The following is a 23351-nucleotide window of genomic DNA, read 5'->3' as shown; positions in this document are numbered from 1 at the left end:
TTTTTAGTAAATGTTTAAAATTAATGTTTAACTATGTGTAATGTAGATACGTTAATTTTTTTCTGGTTATTTGCGCTTGGCGCATAATTTTTTACATGCGTCGCATTGATCTTTCCATGCGACTGTTTTCTTGTGTTAACTTCAATAACACTTCTTCAATAAATGCTAAATGTCTGTGACTAGCTCCCCAAGCTTTTTGGGGTTGACCACTGATAATGGCATCGAGTAAACGTTTTCTGTAATTGGTAATCCTGCTAAATATATCAGGACGTTTTGCTAGTACTGTTAAGTTTTGTTCGATATTGTCAGCGAGTAATGACGACATACTTCGAGCCGACTGTAATATCACCGCATTATGTGATGCAGCACATATGGCTAAATGAAACTCAACCACCGCTGCTGCTTCTCCACTATAGTCGTCTTCTAACTGACTGGTACCTATTTCATCATGTTTAACGCGAATTTGTTCAAAATCTGCTGGCGTACCTCGCATAGCAGCATAATACGACGCCATACCTTCAATACCATGACGAAACTCTAATAAATCAAATTGTGATTCACTATTATTCGACATCAATTCAAACAGTGGATCAGAAAAACCACTTAATAGGTTTTGACAAACGAAAGTACCACCGCCTTGCTTACGCGTGACCAGTCCTTTGGCTTCGAGTTTTTGTATTGCTTCTCGTAATGATGGTCTTGAGACTTCAAATTGCAAAGCAAGTTCACGTTCAGGTAATAACTTTTCCCCGGGTTGTAAACTACCTTCAATTATCATCGCCTCAAGTTGAGCTAAAATAATATCTGCTAATTTCTTCGGCTTAACTCGCGCAGCGCATGTTGATGCCTGCAATGGTTTTTTTATCGTTACGTTGGCATTCATAAAATTGATTTAGCAAGCTATCCCTACGGTTAAAAAACAATAAAAAGCATAAACCACTTAACTCAACGCCTAAAAAACAATCGATAAGCACCAGTGAAATATTTGGTAAATTGGTAAGACCATTGCTTTTCCTAGGTAATAAAATAACAAAAAAAGCGACTTTTGACAAGTAAATTTAGTCTATGGCTAGTATTTACGCAAGGTTTTTATACGATAAAATGGTATGTTTTTTAGCTATTCAAGCAAAAAAACAGATTGGTCTTACCATTTATTTTAAGAAGAATTACCCACGAAACAAATACCTGTGCTAAGTGGGTACTAACAATATACTGATATGTAGATAAGGTGAATGTCTTGTAATGCTGTTTACCCGCTCACCTATATCTCAACGTGAACAGTAGGCTAATTAATCAAACCTACTAGGGTTAATATCGAAATAACTGCGAAGACGAATAGCACATTGCGTTTTGCCAGCCTAACGAGCAAACAAGGCTCTTCGGTACAGTCGTCTTTATTAACGATAATATCTTCTGAGCTTTCTGCTACTGTTATTAACACTTGATGCGTTGGCTTTTTATTATCAAACAAGCTTTCTAACCACACAGGCATGGCTTTGGAAAAGTGCCCTACAAACACATAACCAAACGAAGCAATACGCACAGGCAGCCAATCTGCCCAAAAGAGTACATCGTGATGATTTTGACAGCCACTTAGTATCGTTGGATTTATCTTCTCTTGATCCGCTGTTTTTGGCTGATTGGTTAAATCTTCTTCCTCAGCAGTAACATTAGTCTCTACTTCGCTATGCTCGGTAGAGGCTGTTGCAAAGTTTTGTGCTATACAAGCTGATTTTTTATCTTCAATAACACTCGTTAATAAACGATAAAATACGGCTCCAGCAGCACCAAAGACAGTAAAGTACAACATAATGGCGATATAGTAGCGGTAATTTAACCAAACGAGTGCTTGACCAAAACCTATATCAGGCAAGTTTTTATCGGATAATAACTGTTGGTGATGCATTTTAGTGGTGGTGTGCTCACCTTTAAAGGCTGAGTAGAGGTAGTTTTTATAACGTGTTCGAGTGATATTACAACCAAAGCAAACAATCAGTATTAACGTAGAGAAAACTAACTCAAATACTGGGTTATCAATGGTATCTACTACTAAGAATATCGCTAGTACCGGTAAAAGAATAAAGATAGCACTGGCCACTTTCCCTTGTTTAGCCGTGAAATTTTTACTAAAAAAATGTTGGTAGTGCTGGTAATAAAAGCTAAATCGAAATGCTTGGGTAGATAAGGAGCGCTCTACCGCCAATGCAATTAATAGACTTAATAAACTCATGTTAGGTGTTAATCCTTATCGATTGTTCAGTTAAACACTGACGAAAGTATTGCCAATCAAATGCCGGCCCAGGATCGGTTTTTCTTCCAGGAGCAACATCACAGTGACCGACAACATTATCAATGATAATAGCAGGAAATTTATGCTGTAAACAAAACGTTAATGCGCTTAATTGTTGATATTGCTCTGTGGTGTAAGGTATATCGTCTGTACCCTCTAATTCAATACCAATAGAATAATCATTACAACACGGTCTTTGGTTGAATGATGAAATACCGGCATGCCAAGCTTTATCATTAAAAGAAACATATTGAATAACACTACCATCACGGCGAATCAGACAATGCGCCGACACTTCAACGCCTTGTAAATCATTAAAGCTAGCATGAGCATTGCAATCAAGCTGTCCCAAAAACAAGTCACTAATATAACAACCACCAAATTGTCCGGCCGGCAGTGAAATATTATGAACAATAAGTAAATTAATTTCTTCATCTAGTGCGCGCGGTGTAAAGTGCGGCGAGGGTAAATGCTGTGCTTGTGTTAACCAGCCAGCAGAAATAGAATACATAGGCTACTCATTTTATAATGTTGTTAGATGTAATTAAGATATAGGCGTAGCAATATTGACCTATTATAGAGGCTGTTAGTATGACTGAAGTTGACCCAACAAACAAAATAGCAAGAATATTCGTTTGGCTAGCCTGGATAATAGCTTTAGCTTTATTAATGTTTGTTTTTCAAGACGTACTTGATAGTCAATATAACCCCAACAGTCAGCCCGAAGTACGCTTAACACAAAGTGGTCAAGCCGAAGTAATTTTAGCTCAAAACAGACAAGGTCATTATGTTGCTCGCGGTACGATAAATGAAAACCCCGTCACCTTTTTACTTGATACTGGCGCAACACAGGTGTCAATTCCGGCTCATATAGCAGAGCAATTAGGTTTAGTCGCGAAAGGGAGTTATCGGGTACAAACGGCCAATGGTAGTGTTACTGTCTATCAAACTGAAATTACCCAATTGAGCTTAGGCAACATTTTCTTGTATAATGTTGCTGCTCACATTAACCCGGCAATGAAAACAGATGAAATACTCTTAGGTATGAGCGCATTAAAACAAGTCGATTTTTATCAAACCGGTAAACAATTAATCTTACGGGATCCCCTGTAATAGGAAGAAGTAATGCTTAGCGCACAATTAGAAAAACTACAGCAAGATATTAGCAGAACTATCGCTTGGGCCCTTTGTGAAGATTTGGGCGTTGTCGATAATAACGTACCACAAGCGAGCAAAGATATTACTGCGATGCTTATCCCTGAAAATGAACAAGCGATTGCCACGGTAATTACCCGTGAAGATTGTATTGTTTGTGGTGTGGCTTGGGTAAATGAAGTCTTTAAACAGCTTGATGACTCGTTAAATAAAAACACAACAAAAGCAACAAGCATAGCACCGACTAAAATAACCTGGTTTGTTAATGACGGTGAATCTGTTGCCGCCAACACCACGCTTTTCGAACTTGAAGGTGATGCCAGAACCTTATTAACAGGTGAACGTGTCGCGTTAAACTTTTTACAAACCCTGTCAGGTACCTCAACATTAACTAGCCAGTATGTGAAAGAATTAGCAGGTAGTGACACTAAATTACTTGATACCCGCAAAACATTACCTGGTTTACGTAGCGCTCAAAAATATGCGGTACTTTGTGGTGGTGGTGTTAATCATAGAATTGGGTTGTTCGATGCTTTTCTTATCAAAGAAAATCATATTGCCGCTTGCGGTGGCATTAGCCAAGCGGTAGCAACCGCTAAACGTAATCATAGCGATAAAATTGTTGAAGTAGAAGTTGAAACGTTCGATGAGCTTGAGCAGGCCCTTACTGCTGGTGCTGATATGATCATGCTCGATAACTTTACCCCTGCCATGATAGAGCGTGCGGTGAAAGCAACGCGCGGCAAAGCAAAAATAGAAGTTTCTGGTAATATGACCATTGAAATCTTACAAGAGTACGCGAAAGCGGGTGTCGACTTTATTTCAAGTGGTGCGCTAACCAAGCACGTTAACGCCATTGATTTATCAATGCGTTTCAAATAAACACTGGATAAATAATATATTATTAAAAGATAAGTAATATATAAATAATAAAAAGTGACAAAACTGATGTTTTGTCACTTTTTTAATGTCTCGCTTATGCTCATATAGCTTATTTTAATTTGGCGACAAAAGTTTTTCTAAACTTAGCCAATTTTGGTGATACCACTGCCTGACAATATTGGTTTTCTGGATTATTTTTAAAATACTCTTGATGATAATCTTCACCACAATAAAAAGTCACTGCAGGGCTAACTTGGGTAACAATAGCATCGTCAAACAACTGTTGTTGATTAATCTCGTTAATAATCTGTTCGGCTAGCGCCTGTTGCTCGGCATCATGGGTAAATATTTCTGAACGATACTGGGTGCCAATATCATTACCTTGGCGATTGAGTTGTGTTGGGTTGTGCAAACTAAAAAATATTTCTAATATTTCTCTGTAGCTAATCACTTGGTTATCAAAGTGTAGTTGCACTACTTCGGCATGGCCACTACTACCGCTACAGACTTCTTCATAAGTAGGCTCTGTACTATGCCCACCCATATAACCTGATTTAGCCGTTATAATACCTTTAACACTGTTAAAAGCACTTTCTATACACCAAAAACAACCTCCTGCTAGCGTTGCTACTGTTGATGACTGTTCTTTAAGTTGCGTTGTCATGTTTACTGCCTTATTCAATGTATACTCATTAAGCTTATTTTAACCGAGGAAGATTTAATCAAGTTATGTTTAATGAATGTAGGTTTAATGGTTTATCTCAGTCTTTTACCTTAATAAATAAGCTAAGATGTTTGTTGATTTATTGATGTAATACCAAGTGGGTCAATGAATAGATCACTTCGCGAAAATTCATCCGTTTGGCATTATCGGAACTATCGCTGATATTTACATAATCCAAACATTATACGCCTATTTAGTTGCTAAGAAATATATGTCACAATTTTTCAAAAGAACCAGTCAAATACAGGTGATTATTGCGCTGCGCTGTATTGCCATCATCATTCAACTATTATTAATTTTATTTGTCAATGTAGGTTTAGCTTATCAACTGCCTTGGATACCTTTGTTCAGCGTTATTAGTTTAGAAATACTATTTACTATAAGCAGTTACTTTTACCATAACCATGTCAGTGATAAAAAATCGAGCCAAAAAGCAATACTAGTACAAATATGTGCTGATATTATTTTTTTGTCGTTACTGCTATTTTTTAGTGGTGGCGCTACTAATGCTTTTGTTTCGTTATTACTCATCCCTATCGCAATAGCCGCGGTCACTTTAACACCTTTGTTGCTGGCTATAGTCGCTTCATTAGCTATTACCTCTTATAGCATTTTATTATGGGCATTACCCATGAGCGTTATGCACGGTAATATGCAAGGTCACTTTATTGGTATGGGTATCAACTTTTTGTTTTCCGCTTTAGTCGTAGCTATTGTGGTAGGTAAAATGGCGCGCAGCATTAATCAACAAGAGCTGGCTATTGCCGCTTATCGTGAAAACTTATTAAAACAAGAAAAAGTCACCTCACTCGGCGTCGCTTCTGCGCAGGTAACTCATCAACTAGCGACCCCGATTGCCACAGTACAATTACTTGCCGATGAACTCAGTGAAGACTTCCCTGACAATGAAATTATACTCGATATACAAAGTCAGCTAGCACGCTGTCGAGACAGTTTATCTGACTTTCGCGCTATGGTTTTCGATATCAAAGAGCAAGTGATTAAAATCGCTAATTGTGACGATTTATTTGTTGAAATAACCGATAATGTTAGGATTAATAATCCCGAAATAAACTTGCAATTAGTAAAGAATAATGACGAAAACAGTAAAAATATCACTATTAATACTGATGCTGCCTTAATACCAGCCATTATCAATTTAATTAATAATGCTATCAGAGCCAGTAAAGCCAATAACAGTAAAACGCTGAGTCTCACCAGCGAAGTTATTAATGACAACTGGCAATTTACTATTCGTGATTACGGTAAAGGCTTTACGTTAAAAAAACTTAAAGAATTAGGCGTAAAGCCTGTGAATAGCGAGCAAGGTTTTGGCATGGCCGTTTTGTTAAGTCATGCCAGTTTAGAGCGTCTAGGGGGTAAATTAGCCTTAACCAACCATCAAGATGGTGGTGCGCTTGTGACCCTGAGCATCCCGATTTCATCAACGTAAACGAGAAGAGAGTAATGATGACTCACGCAGCGACACCGGCAATAAAACCCACAACATCAAAACTATTAATCGTAGAAGATGATATTATTTTTGCTAATACACTGAACCGGCGTTTAACTAAATATGGCTTTGACTGTGTACAAGTTGATAATAATAGTGATGCCTTGTTAGCCTGCCATCGATACACTCCTGACTATATTTTACTGGATATGAAGTTAGTTGAGGAAAATACGCTATCAATTATCACACCGCTACGTAAATTGCGGCCAAACAGCCGAATTATATTACTCACCGGTTTTGCCAGCATTGCCACAGCGGTTGACGCAATAAAGCTAGGAGCAGATGACTATTTGTCTAAACCGGTAGATAGTAAAACACTACTGGCAACACTAAAGGGTAGTAAAGCTGACGTTATTGAAGTTGATCAACTAACCGAACAAACATTATCAGCAGAGCAAGTTGAATGGCAACATATTCAACAGGTACTAAAGGTAAACCAAGGCAACATTTCAGCAACGGCTAGACAGCTTGGTATGCATAGAAGGACACTACAACGAAAGTTACAAAAGCGCCCTCAACCGGTATAATTTGCTAAGATTTCCTAAAGTAAGCCACTGAGCAAAGTTTTAAGATAGCTTGGTTACCAAAACGTTTAAAAATGGTATGCCAAGTGCTGATGAAATCTAACCACAATCTCTTCTTTGCTTGGCTCAATGGCAAGCTCCTCTGCCATTAAGGTAATTGCTTGTTCAATTTGATTTAAAAAACGACCAAAGCCATGTTCATTGTTATTTTCTGGGGTGGCGACAAATATCAACTGTACATTATCGGTTAATTCTGCCGCATTCCATTTACTCACTAAGCCACATGGGCTTTGCTCAGGATTATAGCCTAGCATTTGTAACTCCCCTACCCGCGAAACAATATCGTGGATACTGTACCTCACAATCGGTACTAAACCATTGGCAATTAACGCACCATTGTTCAAATTATACTGCTTGGCAACCTTGGTAAAACTATCCGTTAAATAAGTATATAAAGGATTGTAAGGGTCTGTTGAATGACTATCTATTTCTACTTTCTTCAATAATTCATTAGTTATATTTAAGGTAACCACGGCATAATTTAAGGCACTATGCTGGCTTGGTATGGTTACATTTTGACTGGCGTAACGTTTATTAATTTCACGTAGTTGATGAACCTGGCTGGTTGTACAGCCCTTTTGCTTAGCAAATAAATCATAAGTAATATGCTGATGATCTCTTAGGCGAATATCGCTAGTTGCTATGTTTATTTTTTGACAAAACTGCTCGACTACTTGACTGACCTTATGATGAAAGCTGGCCGCATTAACTCGAATGTCATTGCCCGTTGCTAAAAACAATAAGCAAATTTTGCGTGCTCTTTTACTGCCATCAAAAAATGACTTTTTAAGGTGATGCTTTTCGGGGCTATAATAAAATAGAATTTGTTGATTGGTTTGCCATTGATGCATTTCTTGACTGTAGCGTACTCGAGCTAATTTATCGTTCGCAATAAACTGGCAATTATCAAGCGCTACTTCATCAGTTAACTTAAAAAAAACATCAGCAAGACACTGATATAAATCATAATAAGGCTGTGGTTTTAACTCACTGTATTTTCCTGAAAACTGCTGAAATAGCGCATCAGTTAAACTAAACTCAGCTAAAATATATTGATTATCGCGTACATTACCAGGCAAATGAGCATGGTGATCAGCACTGCGTTTTCTAATAATAGTCATCTTTATCCCTACATTAATTAATAAGGTTAAGTTAACCTTTTAAGATAGGAGCAGTATAATGAGCGCTTATGAAACTTTTGTGATTTTAATATGTCATTAATATGACAGAGTCAGTACCTAATACAGGATGTCATTTGTTAAACGATCAACAAGCCCTTATTGAAGCCATCAATCAAACCATGCCTTTTGGCAAATATGCCGGTAGAAAACTATTACAATTGCCTGAACCTTACTTAGTTTGGTTTCATGGCCAGGGTTTTCCTGAAGGTAAACTAGGGCAACAAATGGCGTTAATGTATGAGGTAAAACTCAATGGCTTAGAGGGAATGCTACAGCCGCTATTGGAAAGTTGATTACTCATCGCCTTTAGCAAGTAAAAACAAACGATAGTGAGTTATATGAGGTAGAAACAAGATTAACCCTAGAGCGACTTTGAGCAACCTGGGATTAATCCTGCCTATGATTGACGAGCTTAAATAACGCGTGAAAAGCGTTGTTGGTTAATATGTTTTTTCATATAAGCATCAAAACTCATACAAATAATACGAATTAATAAACGCGCTTTTTGCGCTACTTTAATATAATTCTCATTATTTTCTAATAAACCGTCGTCAATAAACGAGGTTAATAACGGTAAATCTTCAGCGAAATACTCATCAAAATTGATACGGTATTTTTCATTAATCATGTGCTTGTCTAAGTACAAGTTACACATCAATTCTTGAATAACCTCTCCACGCAAAATATCATCTTTAGATAAACTTACGCCTTTAATTAGCGCATGCTGTTTTTCTGTTATTGCTTGGTAATATTCTTTCAGGTCTTTTATATTTTGACTAAAACTATTGCCAATAGAGCTAATTGATGACACCCCTAAACCTAATAAATCACAGTCACCACCAGTGGTATAGCCTTGAAAATTACGATGCAAGCTGCCATTGTTTTGTGCAATAGCCAGCTCATCGTTAGGCTTAGCAAAATGATCCATACCAATAAAGTCGTAACCAAGATCACAAAGTGTTTCTATCGCTAACTTCATTAAGGCAAATTTTTCTTCAACATTAGGTAACCATTCGTCACGTAATTTACGCTGTGCAGCAAAACGACTGGGTAAATGGGCGTAACTAAATAGTGAAATTCGCTCAACATCCCACTCATGTGCTTTCACTAACGTTTTAGTGAAATTATCGAGCGTTTGATGAGGTAAGCCGTAAATCAAATCAATGTTAATTGACTTAAAGCCTACCGCTTTAGCGTGGGCAATAAAGTCACCAATAAACTCTGTTGACTGTACCCGGTTAATAGCTTGTTGTACTTTCAAATCAAGATCTTGTACACCTAAACTCAAACGATTAAAACCTAATGAATATAAATGTTCAGCGAGCCCCATTTCAATTTCACGTGGATCAATTTCAATGCTCATTTCTACATTATCAGAGAAGTTAAATTTCTCTTTTAATAAAGACACCAGTTTGGTAATTTGTGAGTGGGTTAAAAAGCTTGGTGTACCACCACCCCAATGGAGTTGTTTAACCGTATAGTCTTTAAACAGTGGTGCTTGTAGGGCAATTTCTTGAGCTAGATACTCAAGATAAGTATCGGCTTTATCACGATGACGAGTAATAACCTTATTACAACCACAGTAATAGCAAAGCGTATGACAAAAGGGAATATGAACGTACAGTGACAACTCTCGGTTTTGTGAGTTTTCTATCGCGTTAATAAAGTCATCATGGGTAAAGTCATCATGAAACTCTAGCGCTGTCGGATAAGAGGTGTATCTTGGTCCGCTAGTATTGTATTTATTTAATAGCGTATTATCGAAAAATTGGCTTACTTTCATATTTTCTTACCGTTTGATGTAATTAACGAAAATATTATAGCCGATTGTGGTTTGCCGGTATTGATCAAGCGCAATAACAGAGAATGATTATTGCGCTTGATGCTATTGTGTTAGCTTGCTAAACGAGTCAGTTGTTCGGAGGTAAACTCATACAGGTTAGTTAAATCAGTAACCACATCATCGTGCATAGTATTTAACGCTGTCATCCGCTTATAATCTTCTCGCATCCGCTCTTTTTTAGTTAACTGTTTACGCGCATCAAGAATAGCCATATCTTTAATTTCATCATAGAGCGCGTAAATACTCGGAAACTGAGCAGACAAGTCAGTGAATGTCTTCAAAGACGATAGCAATACCGATAAGCGCCAGCAACCTTCATCAAACTCACACTGCTGCGCTTGCATAGCGCGGGTAATTAATAACACACTATCGAGTATTTTTTTATCGTGTTTTTTTAGTGCTTGCTGCTGGGCTAACTTTTGTTGCGCTTGTTGGTTTTTTTGCTCGGCAAGCTGTTTTAATAATTTACCGGCATAAAACGCGAGCGCAATGACAATAATAGTAGCAAGTAACAAAGCATAGAACCAAAAATCACTCATTCGGATTACTCTTTGTTTTCAAAGTCTGAAAAATCTGTGCGATCTAATTTATCCCACAAATCATCTTCGTTGTCGTTTACTTCATCACTCTCGCTAAATTCATCTTCTTCATCAAGACCTAATTCAGCTGATAACGCTTGGTGGCGATCCATCATGTCATTGTAGTAATTAACATCTTGTTCCGTTAAGTCAATATTAGCTTCTTGTTTAGCTAAAATGCTTTGTAACATCTCGTCTTCTTCAATAGCGTCTAACTCTTGCTCTGCTGTTAGCGCTTGTTTTAAAGGTAACTCAGCATCGGTGCTATCAACAAAACGTACCTTAGCAATAGGAGAAACTTTGGCGCTAGTAGCTTTAGCTTGTGCTGATTTTTCTTGTTTGCTAATTGCTTTCCCTAAGACAATGGGCGTTTTACTACCAAGACGTGGGTCTTTATTACCCGCTTTATTATTATCATCAGCGAATTGTGGTTTAGCTTCTTTCTGGCGATTGCCCGACACTTTACCGGTTTTTTTACGGATACGTTTTTCTACTTTTTCTAATTCTTGCTTACTTAACTTAGGTTTAGCCGTTGGTGCTCCACCTGGTTTTCTAGATTTTTTTGAACGAGACATGATTACAATAACTTCTTTACTAATAATGACCGCTATTTTACGTCATTAATGGATTAAATGCAGGAAAAAGAAACAAAAAAAGCGCTCTCAGCACTTTTTTATTTCTTGAACTTAAGTTGAACCTCAGCTGAACTTAGGAGCGAATTTTAATATTTGGGTGAGTGTTGATTTCTCCACCTTTAGAAATAACAGCAATAGTGTCATTACAGCTTAACACGGCCACATGGGTATCATGAAAATCTCTAATGAAATTAAGTTTATAACCAAATTGGGTTAGGCTACTGGCAGAAAACTTTTGGGCTAAGGTTAAGTCTTGCCAAAGCTCATCTGTATTGTCTAGCACTTTTTGCCGTCTCTCAAGCAGCTCTTCTCTTTGCCTAATTACGGCCATAACTTCCCTTCCCTAGTCTAATTATTTTATGATTGTCTTTATAATTGTCTTTATGAATAACTAACAGTAATTTGAACGAAATTTAACCCACTTTACTTATAACATCAATAGCGATTACACTAGTTAACTTAAATTAGTGAATTTATCATCAAATAGTCTTTGATATATAGGTAAAAAATGACACGTGTATTAGATGAATTATCAGCGTTATTAACATTAGAAGTGATTGAGCAAGGTATCTATCGTGGACAAAGTCAAGATTTAGGCTTTAATTCACTTTTTGGCGGCCAAGTAATGGGCCAAGCACTCTCAGCCGCGCAAGAGACTATTGTCGCTAATCGATTTGTTCACTCACTACATTCTTACTTTTTACGCCCAGGCGATGCCAGTTTGCCGGTTGTTTATGAAGTAGAAAACATTCGTGATGGCTCAAGTTTTAGCACACGTAGAGTGCAAGCTGTGCAAAATGGTAAAGCTATTTTTTATATGACTGCCTCTTTTCAACATACTGAAACAGGCTTTGATCATCAAGATATCATGCCTGATGTAACACCGCCTGAAGAGTTGCCCTCATTTATGGACTTCATTAGAGACAATCAACAGTATATACCTGAGCCTATACGCGAGAAATTTTTAGCTGAGAAGCCTATTGATATGCGCCCTGTTCAGCAATATAACTGGTTACAGCCAACAGCCACTGATTCTGCCAGTCAAATGTGGATAAAAGCTAACGGTGATTTGCCTGATGATTTAGGCATACATACTTATATGCTCGCTTATACTTCCGACTTAAACTTTTTACCAACGGCATTACTTCCTCATGGCGCTAGCCATTGGCACCCTAACTTTCAAATTGCCACCATAGATCACGCTATGTGGTTTCATCGCCCATTTCGCTTTGATGATTGGTTGCTTTATTGTATGGATAGTCCGTCGGCAAGTAATGGTAGAGGCTTAGTTCGTGGGCAAATATACAACCGTCAAGGTCAGTTAGTTGCTTCTACTATGCAGGAAGGCGTTATTCGACAACGCTAAATAAATGACGATGCACTATTTAGAACTGGCTTTATCGGATAGTGCGTTACGTTTTTCTATGGCTAATTTAGTAATATCCGCCTGTAATCTCGACTCTAAACCTAAGAAAAAATAGACTTCAGCCATTAAAAATAAAGGCCCAATTAAAAACTGACTTAAATCATCAACAAAGGCAGGTTTAGCCTTCTCATAATAATGACCAATAAATTGAATAATCCAACCAACAACAAATAAAGCTAACGCGATATAAAGCAGACCTTCACTGTCACTAAATAATTGTGCAACAAATAAATTAATTAAGAGATAAATCAGCATACCCAACGCTAATAAACGGTGTAAGGCGGCATAATACAAAGCGACAAAAGCAAAGATGACCATAGCTAAAGTAAAGCTTAGCGTCCCCTCTGTACTTAAGACGTTATCGAGATTTATTTCAATAGTAATCGCACTAAGCATGAGCGTAACCGCGAAAACGATTAAAGGTACACCAATAAAATGCGTATTAATATTTTTTTGATTTAAATGAACACTTTTATAGCGCGCTAACTGCTCTTCAATTGACTTCATTTAAAATACCTTCACTATTAAGTAGTTTAGCCTCGAGCAAACCATGACCCAAAAAGGCGGTACTAGTCCACCAAAGCGTTATTATTTGGCTCACTATGCTTATGCTTCAACGCCTCGAGCTTTTTATCTTTATCAGACCAAAACTGAGTTAACCATTTTTGAAAAGCAATTCGGTCATTACGGTCTGAAAAATCGATATGCCCCAGTTCACTGTCAATATCATACGTTTGAATATCAATATAAACCGTCCCTACTTGCCCATAAATAAAGTCACTAAAGTTAGGAATGCCTTCAGGGTAATAAATTGTCACGTCAACAATTTTAGCTAAATGCTCTCCCATGGCATCTAGTACAAAAGAGATGCCACCTGATTTAGGCTTAAGCAGGTTTTTAAACGGGGAACCTTGCATATCATGTTTTTTTTGGGTAAAGCGAGTGCCCTCAATAAAATTCATTACACTGACAGGTTTATGCTTAAATTTAGCACAAGCATTGCGGGTTGTTTCTAAGTCTTTACCGCGCAGATGAGGATTTTTCTTTAAAAAGGCTTGGCTATAGCGTTTCATAAAAGGAAAGTCGAGTGCCCACCAGGCTAGCCCTAATAAAGGTATATAAATGAGTTCTTTTTTTAGAAAAAACTTTAAAAAAGGAATGTTACCGTGTAATGCTCGCTGTAATACCACAATATCAACCCAGCTTTGATGGTTTGCTAACACTAAATACCAATCGTCGATTTTAAGGTCTTCTAAGCCAGTGACTACAATGGTTGTTTTAGTGAATATTTTTTGGATAACACTGTTAATAGCAACCCAATTACTCGCCATTAAATCAAGTAAATAACTAAATACTTTTTTAGAAGTATTTAGTGGTATTAAGGCTTTAAATAAAGAAAAAACTAAAATAGGTAACAACCAAAATATAGTATTAATTATATAAAGGGTAATAGATAAAAAGCCGATCACTTTTGCGGGTAAAAAATTTAGCATAGCTTAATAATAACGAATAATAAGTATACCAATCCGTATAAGAAAGTGGTCACTTCTTTAGCGTAATGGTATAAGGTAATATGGATAGCGCCATTTAATCACGATTCAATCAATAATTAAAATTTTTTATCGCAGATTAACAAACAAGTTCATTTATAAGAAGTACTGCGAGTAAGCTCTGTACTTGCATAAAAAACACACATTATAATTTTATGGTAGGGCAATGATCATTATTAGTAAGGAGAAACCTTGTAAAATGAACACTTGTCTATATATATGTTATGAAAAGATTAAAAGTATACGTTTTATACCTTCAAATTATGAACAATAACCTTATCAATTGAGTTTTTACTCGATTTATAGCATACTGGGTCAAGCATAACATAAGGAGAACAGATGGACTTTAATAGAGCTGTAATCAAAGTTGGTAGTGCTTTAGTCGCCCCAACTAGTGATGGTTGTAGCGGTCAATATATCTTAGCAATTGCGCAATTTATCACTCAGTGTCAACTGCAAGGTAAAGAAATTATTTTAGTGTCCTCCGGCGGTGTCGCAGCTGGTCGTACTATTATTCAACATGGCTCCCCCGAGTTATCACTCGCCACTAAAAAGGCAATGTCTAGTGTTGGTCAGATGCAAATGATGGCTAACTGGCAACGATTTTTTGATGTTCCTTGTAGTCAAATACTCATCACACAGAATGATTTAGCCGATAGAGAGCGCTATATAAGCATTCAGGAAACCATCAAAATTCAATTAGCTAATGGTATATTACCCATTGTTAATGAAAATGATACGGTTACCACGCAAGCCCTTTCCATAGGCGACAATGACAATATTGCAGCATTAGTAGCGCAAGCTTGTGAAGCTGATAGTTTATTTATATTAAGTGATATTGATGGGGTATTTACCAAAGACCCTAACATCGCTGACGATGCGGTCTTAATCCCTAATATAGATGAAATCACCGATGAAATTTATGCCATGGCTGGTACAAGTCGCAATCCTTTAGCTAAGGGTGGCATGAAAACTAAAATTCAAGCAGCTGAAAAAGCCACTGAACACGGCATAAACACCTATATTCTTAATGGTACTAAAAGTGAAGTATTTAGCTCGCTTTTAGCACAGGTTAATCCAGGTACTCGTTTTGCTGGTGACAAAGATATTATTAGCGCTAAAAAACATTGGTTAAAACATACCTTAAAAAGTCGCGGTAAAATTAAACTTGATCCCGGCGCTGTTAACGCAGTAGTTAATCAAGGGGCTTCTTTATTACCCGCAGGTATAAAATCTGTCACCAATAGGTTTAAAGCGGGTGATGCCATTGAACTGATAGATGCAGAAAATAATACTGTGATAGCCAAAGGTATTACCTTATATAGCCACTATGACCTGAAGCGAATTATGGGTAAACATAGTAATGATATTACGGCTATTTTAGGACATGACTATGGCGATGTTGTGGTACATCGTGATGACATGGTTATTTTATAATCTAGCGAAATTTTCTTTCCGTGATAACACATTTTTCGCCAACAATTTTTAGACAATAGGAGCAAAATGACAGACTTTAATATCGCCACTATGGCACAACAAGCTAAAAAAGCCAGTAGAGTTGCTGCGCAGCTAAACACCAGTGAAAAAAACACACTACTAAACGCTATTGCTACTGCCATTGAGCACAATAGCGAGATAATTATCAAAGAAAACAGTAAAGACATTATCGCTGGCCGTGAGAAAGGTTTAACACAAGCCATGCTAGACAGGTTAGTGCTAGATGATAAAGGCATTAAAGGCATTAGCTCTGCTATTCGTGAGATTGCTGCCCTCGCTGACCCTGTCGGTGATGTTGATAAATTATCATTACGCCCAAATGGCATTCAAGTAGGCAAAATGCGTATTCCGCTTGGTGTGATAGCTATGATTTACGAAGCACGCCCTAATGTTACTGCTGAAGCCGCAGCATTATGTATAAAGTCAGGTAACGCAGTAATTTTACGTGGTGGCTCAGAAGCTATTCACTCTAATTTAGCTATCGCAAATTGCTTACATCAAGTATTAACAGAGCATAATATTGATAAAAATATTGTCAGCGTTATTCCCGATACTAGCCGCAGTGTTATTGAAGAGTTATTACAGCAAAATGATACGATTGATTTAGTTATCCCACGTGGCGGTGAAGGTCTTATTCGCTATGTTACTGAAAACAGCCGTATCCCTGTAATTCAACATTACAAGGGTGTTTGTCACTTATACATTGATAAATACGCTGACTTAGATAAAGCTATTAATATTTTAGTTAATGGTAAAACTCAACGTCCAAGTGCTTGTAATGCCTTTGAAACAGTTTTAGTCCATGGTGATATTAGTGCTAAGTTTCTACCGTTAGCGGCTAAAGCCCTTAATGACGCAGCACAAGTAAAAATTCATGCGTGTAAAGACAGTATTGGCTATTTCACTAATGCTGAATTGGCAACAGAAGATGATTACCACGCTGAATATTTAGCGCAAGAAATTGCGGTAAAAGTAGTGAGTAGCTATGAGCAGGCAATTAATCATATTAATGAATATACCTCTGATCATACTGAAGTGATTATCACGCAAGACATTTCACGCGGTCAAAATTTTGTTCGCCAAATTAATTCGTCTGTTGTTATGGTAAATGCGTCTTCGCGTTTTTCTGATGGTAACCAATTAGGTTTGGGTTCAGAAATTGGTATTTCTACGAGTAAACTGCATGCTTACGGTCCGATGGGATTAGAGGCCTTAACAACTGAGAAATTTGTTGTCTTTGGTGATGGTCAAGTTAGAGTATAAATAACACGTTTTACACCCATTAGCAGTAAGCTGCTAAATTGACATACTAAGCCTAAGGTGAATATCACCTTAGGCTTTTTTATGCTTAACCTATTATCAGCTCATTTATACCAATCTCACTAACTATGTGATCATTTCTACTGGTTAGAACAACCAACTACTGCGTTATTTATTTTATAATTAGAACAACTAGTTATTAAAATAAACGCCTTGTATTTGGCTGTCTTTCCTGCGTATAAAGTAGATCACCTAATTAATGAAACTGGTATTATACGAGTTAAAACAAGCTACGATGACGCTATTTATTTAAGGTTAAGGTGCTTTTAGTGAACCTTACCCGCATTTGGCTTTTGCTTGATAACACGTAACGCTAGACGTGTATCCCACTCGCCGCGATGTTGTTGCTGACAGGCTTCCTCACTATCAAAATGCACGCTTTGTTTTATATTTTTCACTACCACGCCCACTTTGACTAATTGCTTTTGAATAGTTAAGCGTAACTGTTCATCTTGGTGTTGCGCTTTCATTGCCTCAATATCATCATTGCTATTAAAGACACAAGTGATCACTAAACTAGCGGGAAAATTAGTGTAGTTGGCTCTATGGGTTAACCAAACAAAGCCAGCAATATCATGCAAAGATGATTCACAAGCAATCGTTAGTGCTTTACAAATATTATTATCAATTTTTTGATTAGTTTTCGTTAATTTCATCGTTAATTCTCAACACCGTTTCAATCATTTTAACCGTCTAAAAAATAAACACTACCAGCAAAATGAACCGTAGCGTTAAAAAGTCGGCAAATTAATACCTCACAAGACTTGAGATTATATCAGTTACTCAGTATGCTACGCGGCTTTTTCCTGCTAGATGTTAAATAGGTACTAATAATGATAGGTTTTGATTACGGCACATCTAACTGCGGTGTTGCCAATATGCGCAATGGTCAGCCACACATTATTCCCTTGTTAGGTGATGAGTCATACATTGCCTCTAATCTCTATGCGCCAAGTCGCGATGTAATCAGTCATTGGCTGTCTCAACAATTGCCAACGACACAACAAGCGGCCTTTCTTGCTGAGCGTAAAAATCAGTTACTAAAAGGCAAAGCAGCGCTACGTGAATTATCGTTTGATGGTATATCAACTGAATTACTCTTTGGCAAAACAGCATTAGAACAATACCTTGAGGACCCTGAAGAAGGTTATTACATCAAATCGCCTAAATCATTCCTGGGAGCGAGTGGTTTAGCCCCGGCTCAAATCGACTTTTTTGAAGATATTGTTGCCTGCATGATGAGTAATGTAAAAAAGCTCACTGAAAAAGCATTACAAAAAGAAGTAACACGAACCGTTATTGGTCGACCTATTAATTTTCAAGGATTACACGGCGAAGAAAGTAATCGACAAGCCATTACCGTATTAACTAATGCTGCTAAGCGTGTCGGTTTTAAAGAGGTTGAATTTCAATATGAACCTGTTGCAGCGGGTTTTGAGTTTGAAGCCTCATTAACAAAAGAGACCCGCGTACTAGTGGTTGATATTGGTGGTGGTACCAGCGATTGTTCAATGTTGTTAATGAGTCCTAAGTTCACCGATAACGATAATCGTAATGAGCATCTACTAGCGCATTCTGGTGTGCGTGTTGCCGGTAATGATTTTGATATTCAATTAGCGCTACAAGGTATTATGCCGAGTTTGGGGATGAATAGTTTATTAAAAACAGGTAAGCCCATGCCAACCAGTAGCTTTTATCAAGCACTAGCGATTAATAACATTAATGAGCAAACCGAGTTTTATAGCGCTAAAAACAGACGTGATTTATTGCAACTATCACGTGACGCCAAAGAATCTGCCATGATAGAGCGCTTAGTCACTGTGCACGATCAAAAACTGAGCTATCAATTAGTCAATGCTGCTGAGCAAGCCAAAATTGCTCTCTCAGCACAAGATAAACAAACCATCGACCTCAATGACATTAGCGCTGGACTTTATAGCGACGTTAACAAAGAAACATTACGCGTAGCCAACAAGCGCACACTAGCAAGTATTGCTGAGATAATGCATTTGGCAGTGCAGCAAGCAGGCTGTCAGCCCGAAGTAATTTTTGTGACTGGCGGCACCGCTAAATCGCCAGTATTAAGTGAATTTTTACAACAACAAATGCCTAACATTCCTATTGTGGTTGGCGATCACTTTGGTAGTGTTACCGCAGGTTTAGCGCGTTGGGCAGATAAAATATATCAATAACTAGTTGTTCAAAACACTATGCTCCAGCTATTCGGATTGTCTACCCTGTAGTCAGGCTGACTCCATTTTATTGCAAGCAGATGGAGTTATACCAATCTGCATAAGAAAGTGATCTCTTAGCCAGAATTTAAAGGCTTAGAGGCAAGGCATTGATTGTAGGCAAGGGTTGTTCCCTTGTCAAAATCAATAACGATGCATATAAGCCTTTAAAAATGGCCCTTTGGGAATGCATGGACACCATGATAACGTCATAAAATTTACTTGATGTAGGGTAACTATATCGGCATAAATTTTATTTGTTCTACTGTCGTCCATGCCATTCTAAGTGAACACTTCTTTATGCAGAATGGTATTACTGCTTTGTGTGGCAAAAAAAGGCGATAACATCTCGGTTATCGCTTTCATTCGTTATTATTTTAATGCTTCACCTAACTTAACGTTCACCAAAGGATTCTGATAAGGTTTTACGTAACGGCTTTAATAAATAGTCCATGACCGTTCTGTCACCAGTACGAATATCAACCTGAGCAGTCATCCCAGGTAAAATATCCAATGTACGTCCAGAGGTTGCCCTCACACAGACTCTCTTAACCACACCAAGAAGTTTAGCGACAAATTTACTTGAGCCAATAGGCCCTAATAACACCACACGTTCACCACGGGTAAAGTGTAACTGTTCAATAATTAATTGTTGTACCGGGAATTCTAGGTAAAAAAAATGTAAATTTTTTATTCTGCTCAGGGCTTTCATCTGGCTATAATAAGCGTTGCTCAGGGCCTCGTTCAGATTGTAAACTTAATACTTGAATCACATTTTAGTATGTGATGACAACTGTACACCTTGCGCAACGGCGTCGATCATACGCCCATCTAAAATACTAGAATATGAAAAAAGAGAATGTTCGATGAATTATAAAGGCCATATAGTCGTGGTTGAAGATGACGCTTTATTACGAAAAGCTATTGTCAATTGCTATCAAAAAAGCAACTACCTTACCACTGACTTTGAATCTGCCGATGGCGTAGCTGAATTTATAGAACACAGTTTAGATAGCCAATTTCCCGTAAACATTATTGTCACTGATATTGTTATGCCGAATACTTGTGGCTATGAATTAATAGACTCTCTGCACAACAAACCCCATTTAGGTAAAATATTTATTTCGATTAATAGCGCCTTAGAACATAGAATCAAAGGGTTGCGTTTAGGAGCAGATGACTACATTGTCAAACCGTTAGACTCTACTGAGCTTTTATTACGTACCCAAGCTTTATTGTTGCGTATTAAAACGTTGTCAGCTGTTTCATCAGATGACGCCGCTAATACCAATATTAATTTTCTCCATTTTCAAGTGAATCCTGAATCACGGATATTGCGATGCAAAAACCAAATGGTCGAGTTAGGTTATTCTGAGCACCAACTATTATTGTTAATGATAGGACAACAAGGAAGTGTGATCAGTAAACAGCAAATTGCGACAAACCTTTATCCTCAATTAGAAAAAAGCAATCGCAATATTGATAAGTTAGTGAGTAGGCTTAGAGCAAAGTTGAATAAAGTAGGGGGTGTTTTTGATTATATAATTACTCAACGAGGCAAAGGTTACTTACTGGTGGCGCAAGTTTGATTGTCATAGTAATAGCTATAAAGAAGAATTCATTTGAATAATTTCATTTGAGCTACGTTGACAAAGTTTAGGTAATTGCACCAAACATATATCTTTCCCGTCAGCGAGTTGTAATCCAATATCTTCAGCATACTTTGCTAATCTCACTAAGCCCATTTGAGCGCTATAGCCCGCTAATTGATGTGCTGTTTGACTGACTAGCGCCAAATCTTGTTGCTGATACGCTAGCTGTATTATTGCATTATACTCGTCAAGTTGCTTAGGTAACTCGTTAATTGCGCGTATTAAGTCATTACTTTCAAGATTTTCTTTGATAAAAGTCAAAGGCTTGGGGTTAAAAAGTGGGTATTCGGTTAACTCATCATTGCCAACCATCGCAGAATTATTGTCCAGCTGAAGCGCTTTTTTCTTACTCGATTTACGTTGACTATCAATTATTGCTGCACGTAATTTATCAAGCATAATAGGCTTTCCAACAATACTAATAAGATCGGTTTGCTGATATTTTACTTTATCTTGAGGCGTTATGGTTGCTGTTAAGCCAATAATAGCGGTGTGATGATTCACATTTTGTTTATCGTTTCGTAATGCTTGATAAATAGTTAAACCATGCAAGTCAGGTAATTGCATATCTAACAAAATGACATCATAAGGAGACCTTGATAATTTTTCTAAGGCGACTATACCTGTTTCAGCTAAATCTACTTGGTGTTTATCTAACGTTAACATCGACAAAATGACACGCTGATTAAGCGCTACATCTTCTATCACTAAAATATTTAAGCCAGTTAACGCAGCGGCTTGCTCTATAAAAGATAGACTTTCATCTGTTGAACACTCTAATTGTAATGAAAACCTAAAACAACTCCCCTTATTTTTCTCACTCGTAAAGGCTAACTCGCTATTACACGCTTTTAGCAATTTATTTGCAATTGACAAACCTAGCCCAACACCTCCTGAGCTGATGGTTGTCTGTTTAGCCCCTTTATTTTTACCTTGTGTAAAGCGCTTTAGTAATTGAGCTTGTTCCGTTTTAGGAATACCAATACCAGTATCAATCACTTCAAATACAAACTCTCCTTTAAGTGTAGGGCTCTGTGTTTCTATTTCAGTGAAATTAACAACCAAAATAATACCGCCATCATTGGTATATTTAATGGCATTGCCTATTAAATTAATAAGCACCTGCCTGATTGTCTTCGTATTAAGCTTTACACTTTTAGGCAATTTCTTTACAACTAAACGTAGGGTTAACCCTCTATTTTCAGCAAGTGGGTTGAGTAGCTTAACAATAGTTGCTAACCAATGAGGTAACTCAACCCAATCTAATTGAACAGCTTGGCTTTTAATGTCATTAAACGAAGCGTAACTTAACGCCTCAAGAGAAATATCTGACAATGCTTTTCCGACATCAATAATAATGTCGCAATCATGCTTTAACTCATCAGATATAATTTTAGTTTGCATAAGCTGAGCTGTACCGACAATAGCATTGAGTGGCGTTCGTAATTCATGGCTTAAAACAGCTAAATAATTATTTTTGAGTTGCGCATCAAGTTTTGCCGACTCTTTTAATTGAACAATATCCCTAATACGGCGTTCATTACACAAAATAGTGAAGGTAAACCCCATACCGTAACACATCAAAAACCCAATGAGCACGCCAATTAAATTACTAACAGAAAAATCATAAAGCTTATCGATAGCGGGAAACCACACAGTGGCTATTAAACGAATAAAAATAAGTAAAAATATCACGCCGCTGATTAACGAGAAAACATAACCACCAAATATTCTCTGAGTCTTATCGATTAAAAAAGGAATACTAACACACTGCAACATTATGGCTGCACCGATACTGTAAACAATGATAATGCGCGCAGTAATGCTTTCGTCAACAAAAGTGTAATAAATAAAAATAGGTAAAAATAAGGCTAAATAAATAGTCGGCAAATAACGCGGCTGTTCTCGTTTAAAAAATCGATATGCGCCCAACAGGTACGATAACATTGAGATAATAATAATGATGCTGCCAAATATACTTATCCACGGGGTAATATAACCTCTAGCGGCAAGTAACGCCCAGCCTATAGGCTGCAATAACATGCCTACTAACCAATAGTTTATTCCTGAAAATTCCCGGTTTAATCGCCACACAAGAATAAAAAATAAAGCATGAATACTAGAAGCTATCACCGTTGATAGGCTAAGTGTTTGTAAATCAAGCATTGTGTATTACAGAGTAGAAAGTATTTATTGTGTCAATGATAAGGTGTTCATCCGTTGATAACAATATGAATAATGAACAGCATAATCATAAGGCTATGCGCCGCCAAACGTGGTCATACAGGTC

At 37.4% G+C, this 23351-nt stretch carries 24 protein-coding genes; 10 read left to right on the top strand and 14 right to left on the bottom strand.

Annotated features, from left to right (window positions below; genetic code table 11):
- Window positions 1-91 precede the first annotated feature (91 nt).
- The 3 genes from pdhR to ampD form a co-directional block, all read right to left on the bottom strand.
- On the bottom strand, window positions 92-883 hold the full coding sequence (pdhR, locus tag FCS21_RS08715; RefSeq protein WP_138622462.1) for a pyruvate dehydrogenase complex transcriptional repressor PdhR: 792 nt from the start codon (window positions 881-883) through the stop codon (window positions 92-94).
- Between the two features lie 402 nt (window positions 884-1285).
- Window positions 1286-2230: a beta-lactamase regulator AmpE gene (gene ampE, locus FCS21_RS08710; protein WP_138622460.1), complete on the bottom strand. Its 945-nt coding sequence runs from the start codon at window positions 2228-2230 to the stop codon at window positions 1286-1288.
- Window position 2231: 1 nt separating this feature from the next.
- Window positions 2232-2801 carry a 1,6-anhydro-N-acetylmuramyl-L-alanine amidase AmpD gene (gene ampD, locus FCS21_RS08705; RefSeq protein ID WP_138622458.1) on the bottom strand — a complete coding sequence of 190 codons (570 nt, stop codon included), beginning with the start codon at window positions 2799-2801 and terminating at the stop codon, window positions 2232-2234.
- An 80-nt stretch (window positions 2802-2881) separates the two neighbouring features.
- On the opposite strand from ampD, the gene FCS21_RS08700 reads away from it, so the two are divergent.
- Both FCS21_RS08700 and nadC read left to right on the top strand, forming a co-directional pair.
- On the top strand, window positions 2882-3403 hold the full coding sequence (locus tag FCS21_RS08700; protein WP_138622456.1) for a retropepsin-like aspartic protease family protein: 522 nt from the start codon (window positions 2882-2884) through the stop codon (window positions 3401-3403).
- A 12-nt stretch (window positions 3404-3415) separates the two neighbouring features.
- Window positions 3416-4327 carry a carboxylating nicotinate-nucleotide diphosphorylase gene (gene nadC / locus FCS21_RS08695; protein WP_138622454.1) on the top strand — a complete coding sequence of 304 codons (912 nt, stop codon included), beginning with the start codon at window positions 3416-3418 and terminating at the stop codon, window positions 4325-4327.
- Window positions 4328-4436: 109 nt separating this feature from the next.
- On the opposite strand, the gene msrA is transcribed toward nadC, so the two are convergent.
- Complete coding sequence (msrA, locus tag FCS21_RS08690; RefSeq protein ID WP_138622452.1) at window positions 4437-4991, bottom strand: peptide-methionine (S)-S-oxide reductase MsrA; 555 nt, start codon at window positions 4989-4991, stop codon at window positions 4437-4439.
- Window positions 4992-5262: 271 nt separating this feature from the next.
- On the opposite strand from msrA, the gene FCS21_RS08685 reads away from it, so the two are divergent.
- Together FCS21_RS08685 and FCS21_RS08680 are read left to right on the top strand one after the other, a co-directional pair.
- On the top strand, window positions 5263-6504 hold the full coding sequence (locus FCS21_RS08685) for a sensor histidine kinase (RefSeq protein ID WP_138622450.1): 1242 nt from the start codon (window positions 5263-5265) through the stop codon (window positions 6502-6504).
- 14 nt (window positions 6505-6518) lie between these two features.
- The gene (locus FCS21_RS08680) at window positions 6519-7091 is read left to right on the top strand and encodes a response regulator transcription factor (RefSeq protein ID WP_246047136.1); all 573 of its coding nucleotides are present in this window, start codon (window positions 6519-6521) and stop codon (window positions 7089-7091) included.
- A 65-nt stretch (window positions 7092-7156) separates the two neighbouring features.
- Here the strand turns inward: FCS21_RS08680 and FCS21_RS08675 are convergent, their stop codons facing one another.
- Complete coding sequence (locus FCS21_RS08675; protein WP_138622448.1) at window positions 7157-8269, bottom strand: DUF3083 family protein; 1113 nt, start codon at window positions 8267-8269, stop codon at window positions 7157-7159.
- A 101-nt stretch (window positions 8270-8370) separates the two neighbouring features.
- Here FCS21_RS08675 and FCS21_RS08670 point away from each other — a divergent pair, with 101 nt between their 5' ends.
- The gene (locus tag FCS21_RS08670) at window positions 8371-8622 is read left to right on the top strand and encodes a DUF3820 family protein (RefSeq protein WP_138622446.1); all 252 of its coding nucleotides are present in this window, start codon (window positions 8371-8373) and stop codon (window positions 8620-8622) included.
- A gap of 119 nt (window positions 8623-8741) precedes the next feature.
- On the opposite strand, the gene hemN is transcribed toward FCS21_RS08670, so the two are convergent.
- The 4 genes from hemN to FCS21_RS08650 form a co-directional block, all read right to left on the bottom strand.
- Window positions 8742-10112, bottom strand: coding sequence for an oxygen-independent coproporphyrinogen III oxidase (hemN, locus tag FCS21_RS08665; RefSeq protein ID WP_138622444.1), 1371 nt, complete (start codon window positions 10110-10112; stop codon window positions 8742-8744).
- A 110-nt stretch (window positions 10113-10222) separates the two neighbouring features.
- Window positions 10223-10711: a DUF2489 domain-containing protein gene (locus FCS21_RS08660; protein ID WP_138622442.1), complete on the bottom strand. Its 489-nt coding sequence runs from the start codon at window positions 10709-10711 to the stop codon at window positions 10223-10225.
- Between the two features lie 5 nt (window positions 10712-10716).
- Window positions 10717-11325 (bottom strand): Der GTPase-activating protein YihI, encoded by a 609-nt coding sequence (yihI, locus tag FCS21_RS08655; RefSeq protein WP_138622440.1) that lies wholly within the window; start codon window positions 11323-11325, stop codon window positions 10717-10719.
- A gap of 133 nt (window positions 11326-11458) precedes the next feature.
- Window positions 11459-11716, bottom strand: coding sequence for a hypothetical protein (locus FCS21_RS08650; RefSeq protein ID WP_118056204.1), 258 nt, complete (start codon window positions 11714-11716; stop codon window positions 11459-11461).
- Between the two features lie 177 nt (window positions 11717-11893).
- Here FCS21_RS08650 and tesB point away from each other — a divergent pair, with 177 nt between their 5' ends.
- The gene (gene tesB / locus FCS21_RS08645; protein ID WP_138622438.1) at window positions 11894-12751 is read left to right on the top strand and encodes an acyl-CoA thioesterase II; all 858 of its coding nucleotides are present in this window, start codon (window positions 11894-11896) and stop codon (window positions 12749-12751) included.
- Window positions 12752-12766: 15 nt separating this feature from the next.
- On the opposite strand, the gene FCS21_RS08640 is transcribed toward tesB, so the two are convergent.
- Together FCS21_RS08640 and yihG are read right to left on the bottom strand one after the other, a co-directional pair.
- Window positions 12767-13318 (bottom strand): Mpo1 family 2-hydroxy fatty acid dioxygenase, encoded by a 552-nt coding sequence (locus FCS21_RS08640; protein WP_138622436.1) that lies wholly within the window; start codon window positions 13316-13318, stop codon window positions 12767-12769.
- Between the two features lie 62 nt (window positions 13319-13380).
- Window positions 13381-14304: a 1-acylglycerol-3-phosphate O-acyltransferase, YihG family gene (gene yihG, locus FCS21_RS08635; RefSeq protein WP_138622434.1), complete on the bottom strand. Its 924-nt coding sequence runs from the start codon at window positions 14302-14304 to the stop codon at window positions 13381-13383.
- A 396-nt stretch (window positions 14305-14700) separates the two neighbouring features.
- Between yihG and proB the strand changes: the two genes are divergently transcribed.
- Entirely contained in the window at window positions 14701-15798 is a 1098-nt protein-coding gene (gene proB / locus FCS21_RS08630) for a glutamate 5-kinase (protein ID WP_138622432.1), read from the top strand.
- 66 nt (window positions 15799-15864) lie between these two features.
- Complete coding sequence (locus FCS21_RS08625; RefSeq protein WP_138622430.1) at window positions 15865-17121, top strand: glutamate-5-semialdehyde dehydrogenase; 1257 nt, start codon at window positions 15865-15867, stop codon at window positions 17119-17121.
- Window positions 17122-17444: 323 nt separating this feature from the next.
- On the opposite strand, the gene FCS21_RS08620 is transcribed toward FCS21_RS08625, so the two are convergent.
- Window positions 17445-17834, bottom strand: a complete 390-nt coding sequence (locus FCS21_RS08620; RefSeq protein WP_138622428.1) for a Fis family transcriptional regulator — start codon at window positions 17832-17834, stop codon at window positions 17445-17447.
- A 177-nt stretch (window positions 17835-18011) separates the two neighbouring features.
- Between FCS21_RS08620 and yegD the strand changes: the two genes are divergently transcribed.
- Window positions 18012-19370, top strand: coding sequence for a molecular chaperone (gene yegD / locus FCS21_RS08615; RefSeq protein WP_138622426.1), 1359 nt, complete (start codon window positions 18012-18014; stop codon window positions 19368-19370).
- A gap of 433 nt (window positions 19371-19803) precedes the next feature.
- On the opposite strand, the gene FCS21_RS16930 is transcribed toward yegD, so the two are convergent.
- The gene (locus FCS21_RS16930; RefSeq protein WP_222927963.1) at window positions 19804-20121 is read right to left on the bottom strand and encodes a hypothetical protein; all 318 of its coding nucleotides are present in this window, start codon (window positions 20119-20121) and stop codon (window positions 19804-19806) included.
- 154 nt (window positions 20122-20275) lie between these two features.
- Between FCS21_RS16930 and FCS21_RS08605 the strand changes: the two genes are divergently transcribed.
- A complete protein-coding gene (locus FCS21_RS08605; RefSeq protein WP_138622424.1) occupies window positions 20276-20998 on the top strand; it encodes a response regulator transcription factor in 723 nt (240 codons plus the stop codon).
- A gap of 15 nt (window positions 20999-21013) precedes the next feature.
- On the opposite strand, the gene FCS21_RS08600 is transcribed toward FCS21_RS08605, so the two are convergent.
- Window positions 21014-23227: an ATP-binding protein gene (locus tag FCS21_RS08600; protein WP_138622422.1), complete on the bottom strand. Its 2214-nt coding sequence runs from the start codon at window positions 23225-23227 to the stop codon at window positions 21014-21016.
- Between the last annotated feature and the right edge of the window lie 124 nt (window positions 23228-23351).

The sequence above is a fragment of the Colwellia ponticola genome (assembly GCF_005885605.1).
GTDB lineage: Bacteria > Pseudomonadota > Gammaproteobacteria > Enterobacterales > Alteromonadaceae > Colwellia > Colwellia ponticola.
Note: the sequence above shows the minus strand (reverse complement) of the source record. Positions and strands in the feature narration are given on the sequence as shown.

Coding starts and splice junctions, on each gene's coding strand:
- pdhR (WP_138622462.1), bottom strand. CDS start 883: ATGAATGCCAACGTAACGATAAAAAAACCATTGCAGGCATCAACATGC.
- ampE (WP_138622460.1), bottom strand. CDS start 2,230: ATGAGTTTATTAAGTCTATTAATTGCATTGGCGGTAGAGCGCTCCTTA.
- ampD (WP_138622458.1), bottom strand. CDS start 2,801: ATGTATTCTATTTCTGCTGGCTGGTTAACACAAGCACAGCATTTACCC.
- FCS21_RS08700 (WP_138622456.1), top strand. CDS start 2,882: ATGACTGAAGTTGACCCAACAAACAAAATAGCAAGAATATTCGTTTGG.
- nadC (WP_138622454.1), top strand. CDS start 3,416: ATGCTTAGCGCACAATTAGAAAAACTACAGCAAGATATTAGCAGAACT.
- msrA (WP_138622452.1), bottom strand. CDS start 4,991: ATGACAACGCAACTTAAAGAACAGTCATCAACAGTAGCAACGCTAGCA.
- FCS21_RS08685 (WP_138622450.1), top strand. CDS start 5,263: ATGTCACAATTTTTCAAAAGAACCAGTCAAATACAGGTGATTATTGCG.
- FCS21_RS08680 (WP_246047136.1), top strand. CDS start 6,519: ATGATGACTCACGCAGCGACACCGGCAATAAAACCCACAACATCAAAA.
- FCS21_RS08675 (WP_138622448.1), bottom strand. CDS start 8,269: ATGACTATTATTAGAAAACGCAGTGCTGATCACCATGCTCATTTGCCT.
- FCS21_RS08670 (WP_138622446.1), top strand. CDS start 8,371: ATGACAGAGTCAGTACCTAATACAGGATGTCATTTGTTAAACGATCAA.
- hemN (WP_138622444.1), bottom strand. CDS start 10,112: ATGAAAGTAAGCCAATTTTTCGATAATACGCTATTAAATAAATACAAT.
- FCS21_RS08660 (WP_138622442.1), bottom strand. CDS start 10,711: ATGAGTGATTTTTGGTTCTATGCTTTGTTACTTGCTACTATTATTGTC.
- yihI (WP_138622440.1), bottom strand. CDS start 11,325: ATGTCTCGTTCAAAAAAATCTAGAAAACCAGGTGGAGCACCAACGGCT.
- FCS21_RS08650 (WP_118056204.1), bottom strand. CDS start 11,716: ATGGCCGTAATTAGGCAAAGAGAAGAGCTGCTTGAGAGACGGCAAAAA.
- tesB (WP_138622438.1), top strand. CDS start 11,894: ATGACACGTGTATTAGATGAATTATCAGCGTTATTAACATTAGAAGTG.
- FCS21_RS08640 (WP_138622436.1), bottom strand. CDS start 13,318: ATGAAGTCAATTGAAGAGCAGTTAGCGCGCTATAAAAGTGTTCATTTA.
- yihG (WP_138622434.1), bottom strand. CDS start 14,304: ATGCTAAATTTTTTACCCGCAAAAGTGATCGGCTTTTTATCTATTACC.
- proB (WP_138622432.1), top strand. CDS start 14,701: ATGGACTTTAATAGAGCTGTAATCAAAGTTGGTAGTGCTTTAGTCGCC.
- FCS21_RS08625 (WP_138622430.1), top strand. CDS start 15,865: ATGACAGACTTTAATATCGCCACTATGGCACAACAAGCTAAAAAAGCC.
- FCS21_RS08620 (WP_138622428.1), bottom strand. CDS start 17,834: ATGAAATTAACGAAAACTAATCAAAAAATTGATAATAATATTTGTAAA.
- yegD (WP_138622426.1), top strand. CDS start 18,012: ATGATAGGTTTTGATTACGGCACATCTAACTGCGGTGTTGCCAATATG.
- FCS21_RS16930 (WP_222927963.1), bottom strand. CDS start 20,121: ATGAAAGCCCTGAGCAGAATAAAAAATTTACATTTTTTTTACCTAGAA.
- FCS21_RS08605 (WP_138622424.1), top strand. CDS start 20,276: ATGAATTATAAAGGCCATATAGTCGTGGTTGAAGATGACGCTTTATTA.
- FCS21_RS08600 (WP_138622422.1), bottom strand. CDS start 23,227: ATGCTTGATTTACAAACACTTAGCCTATCAACGGTGATAGCTTCTAGT.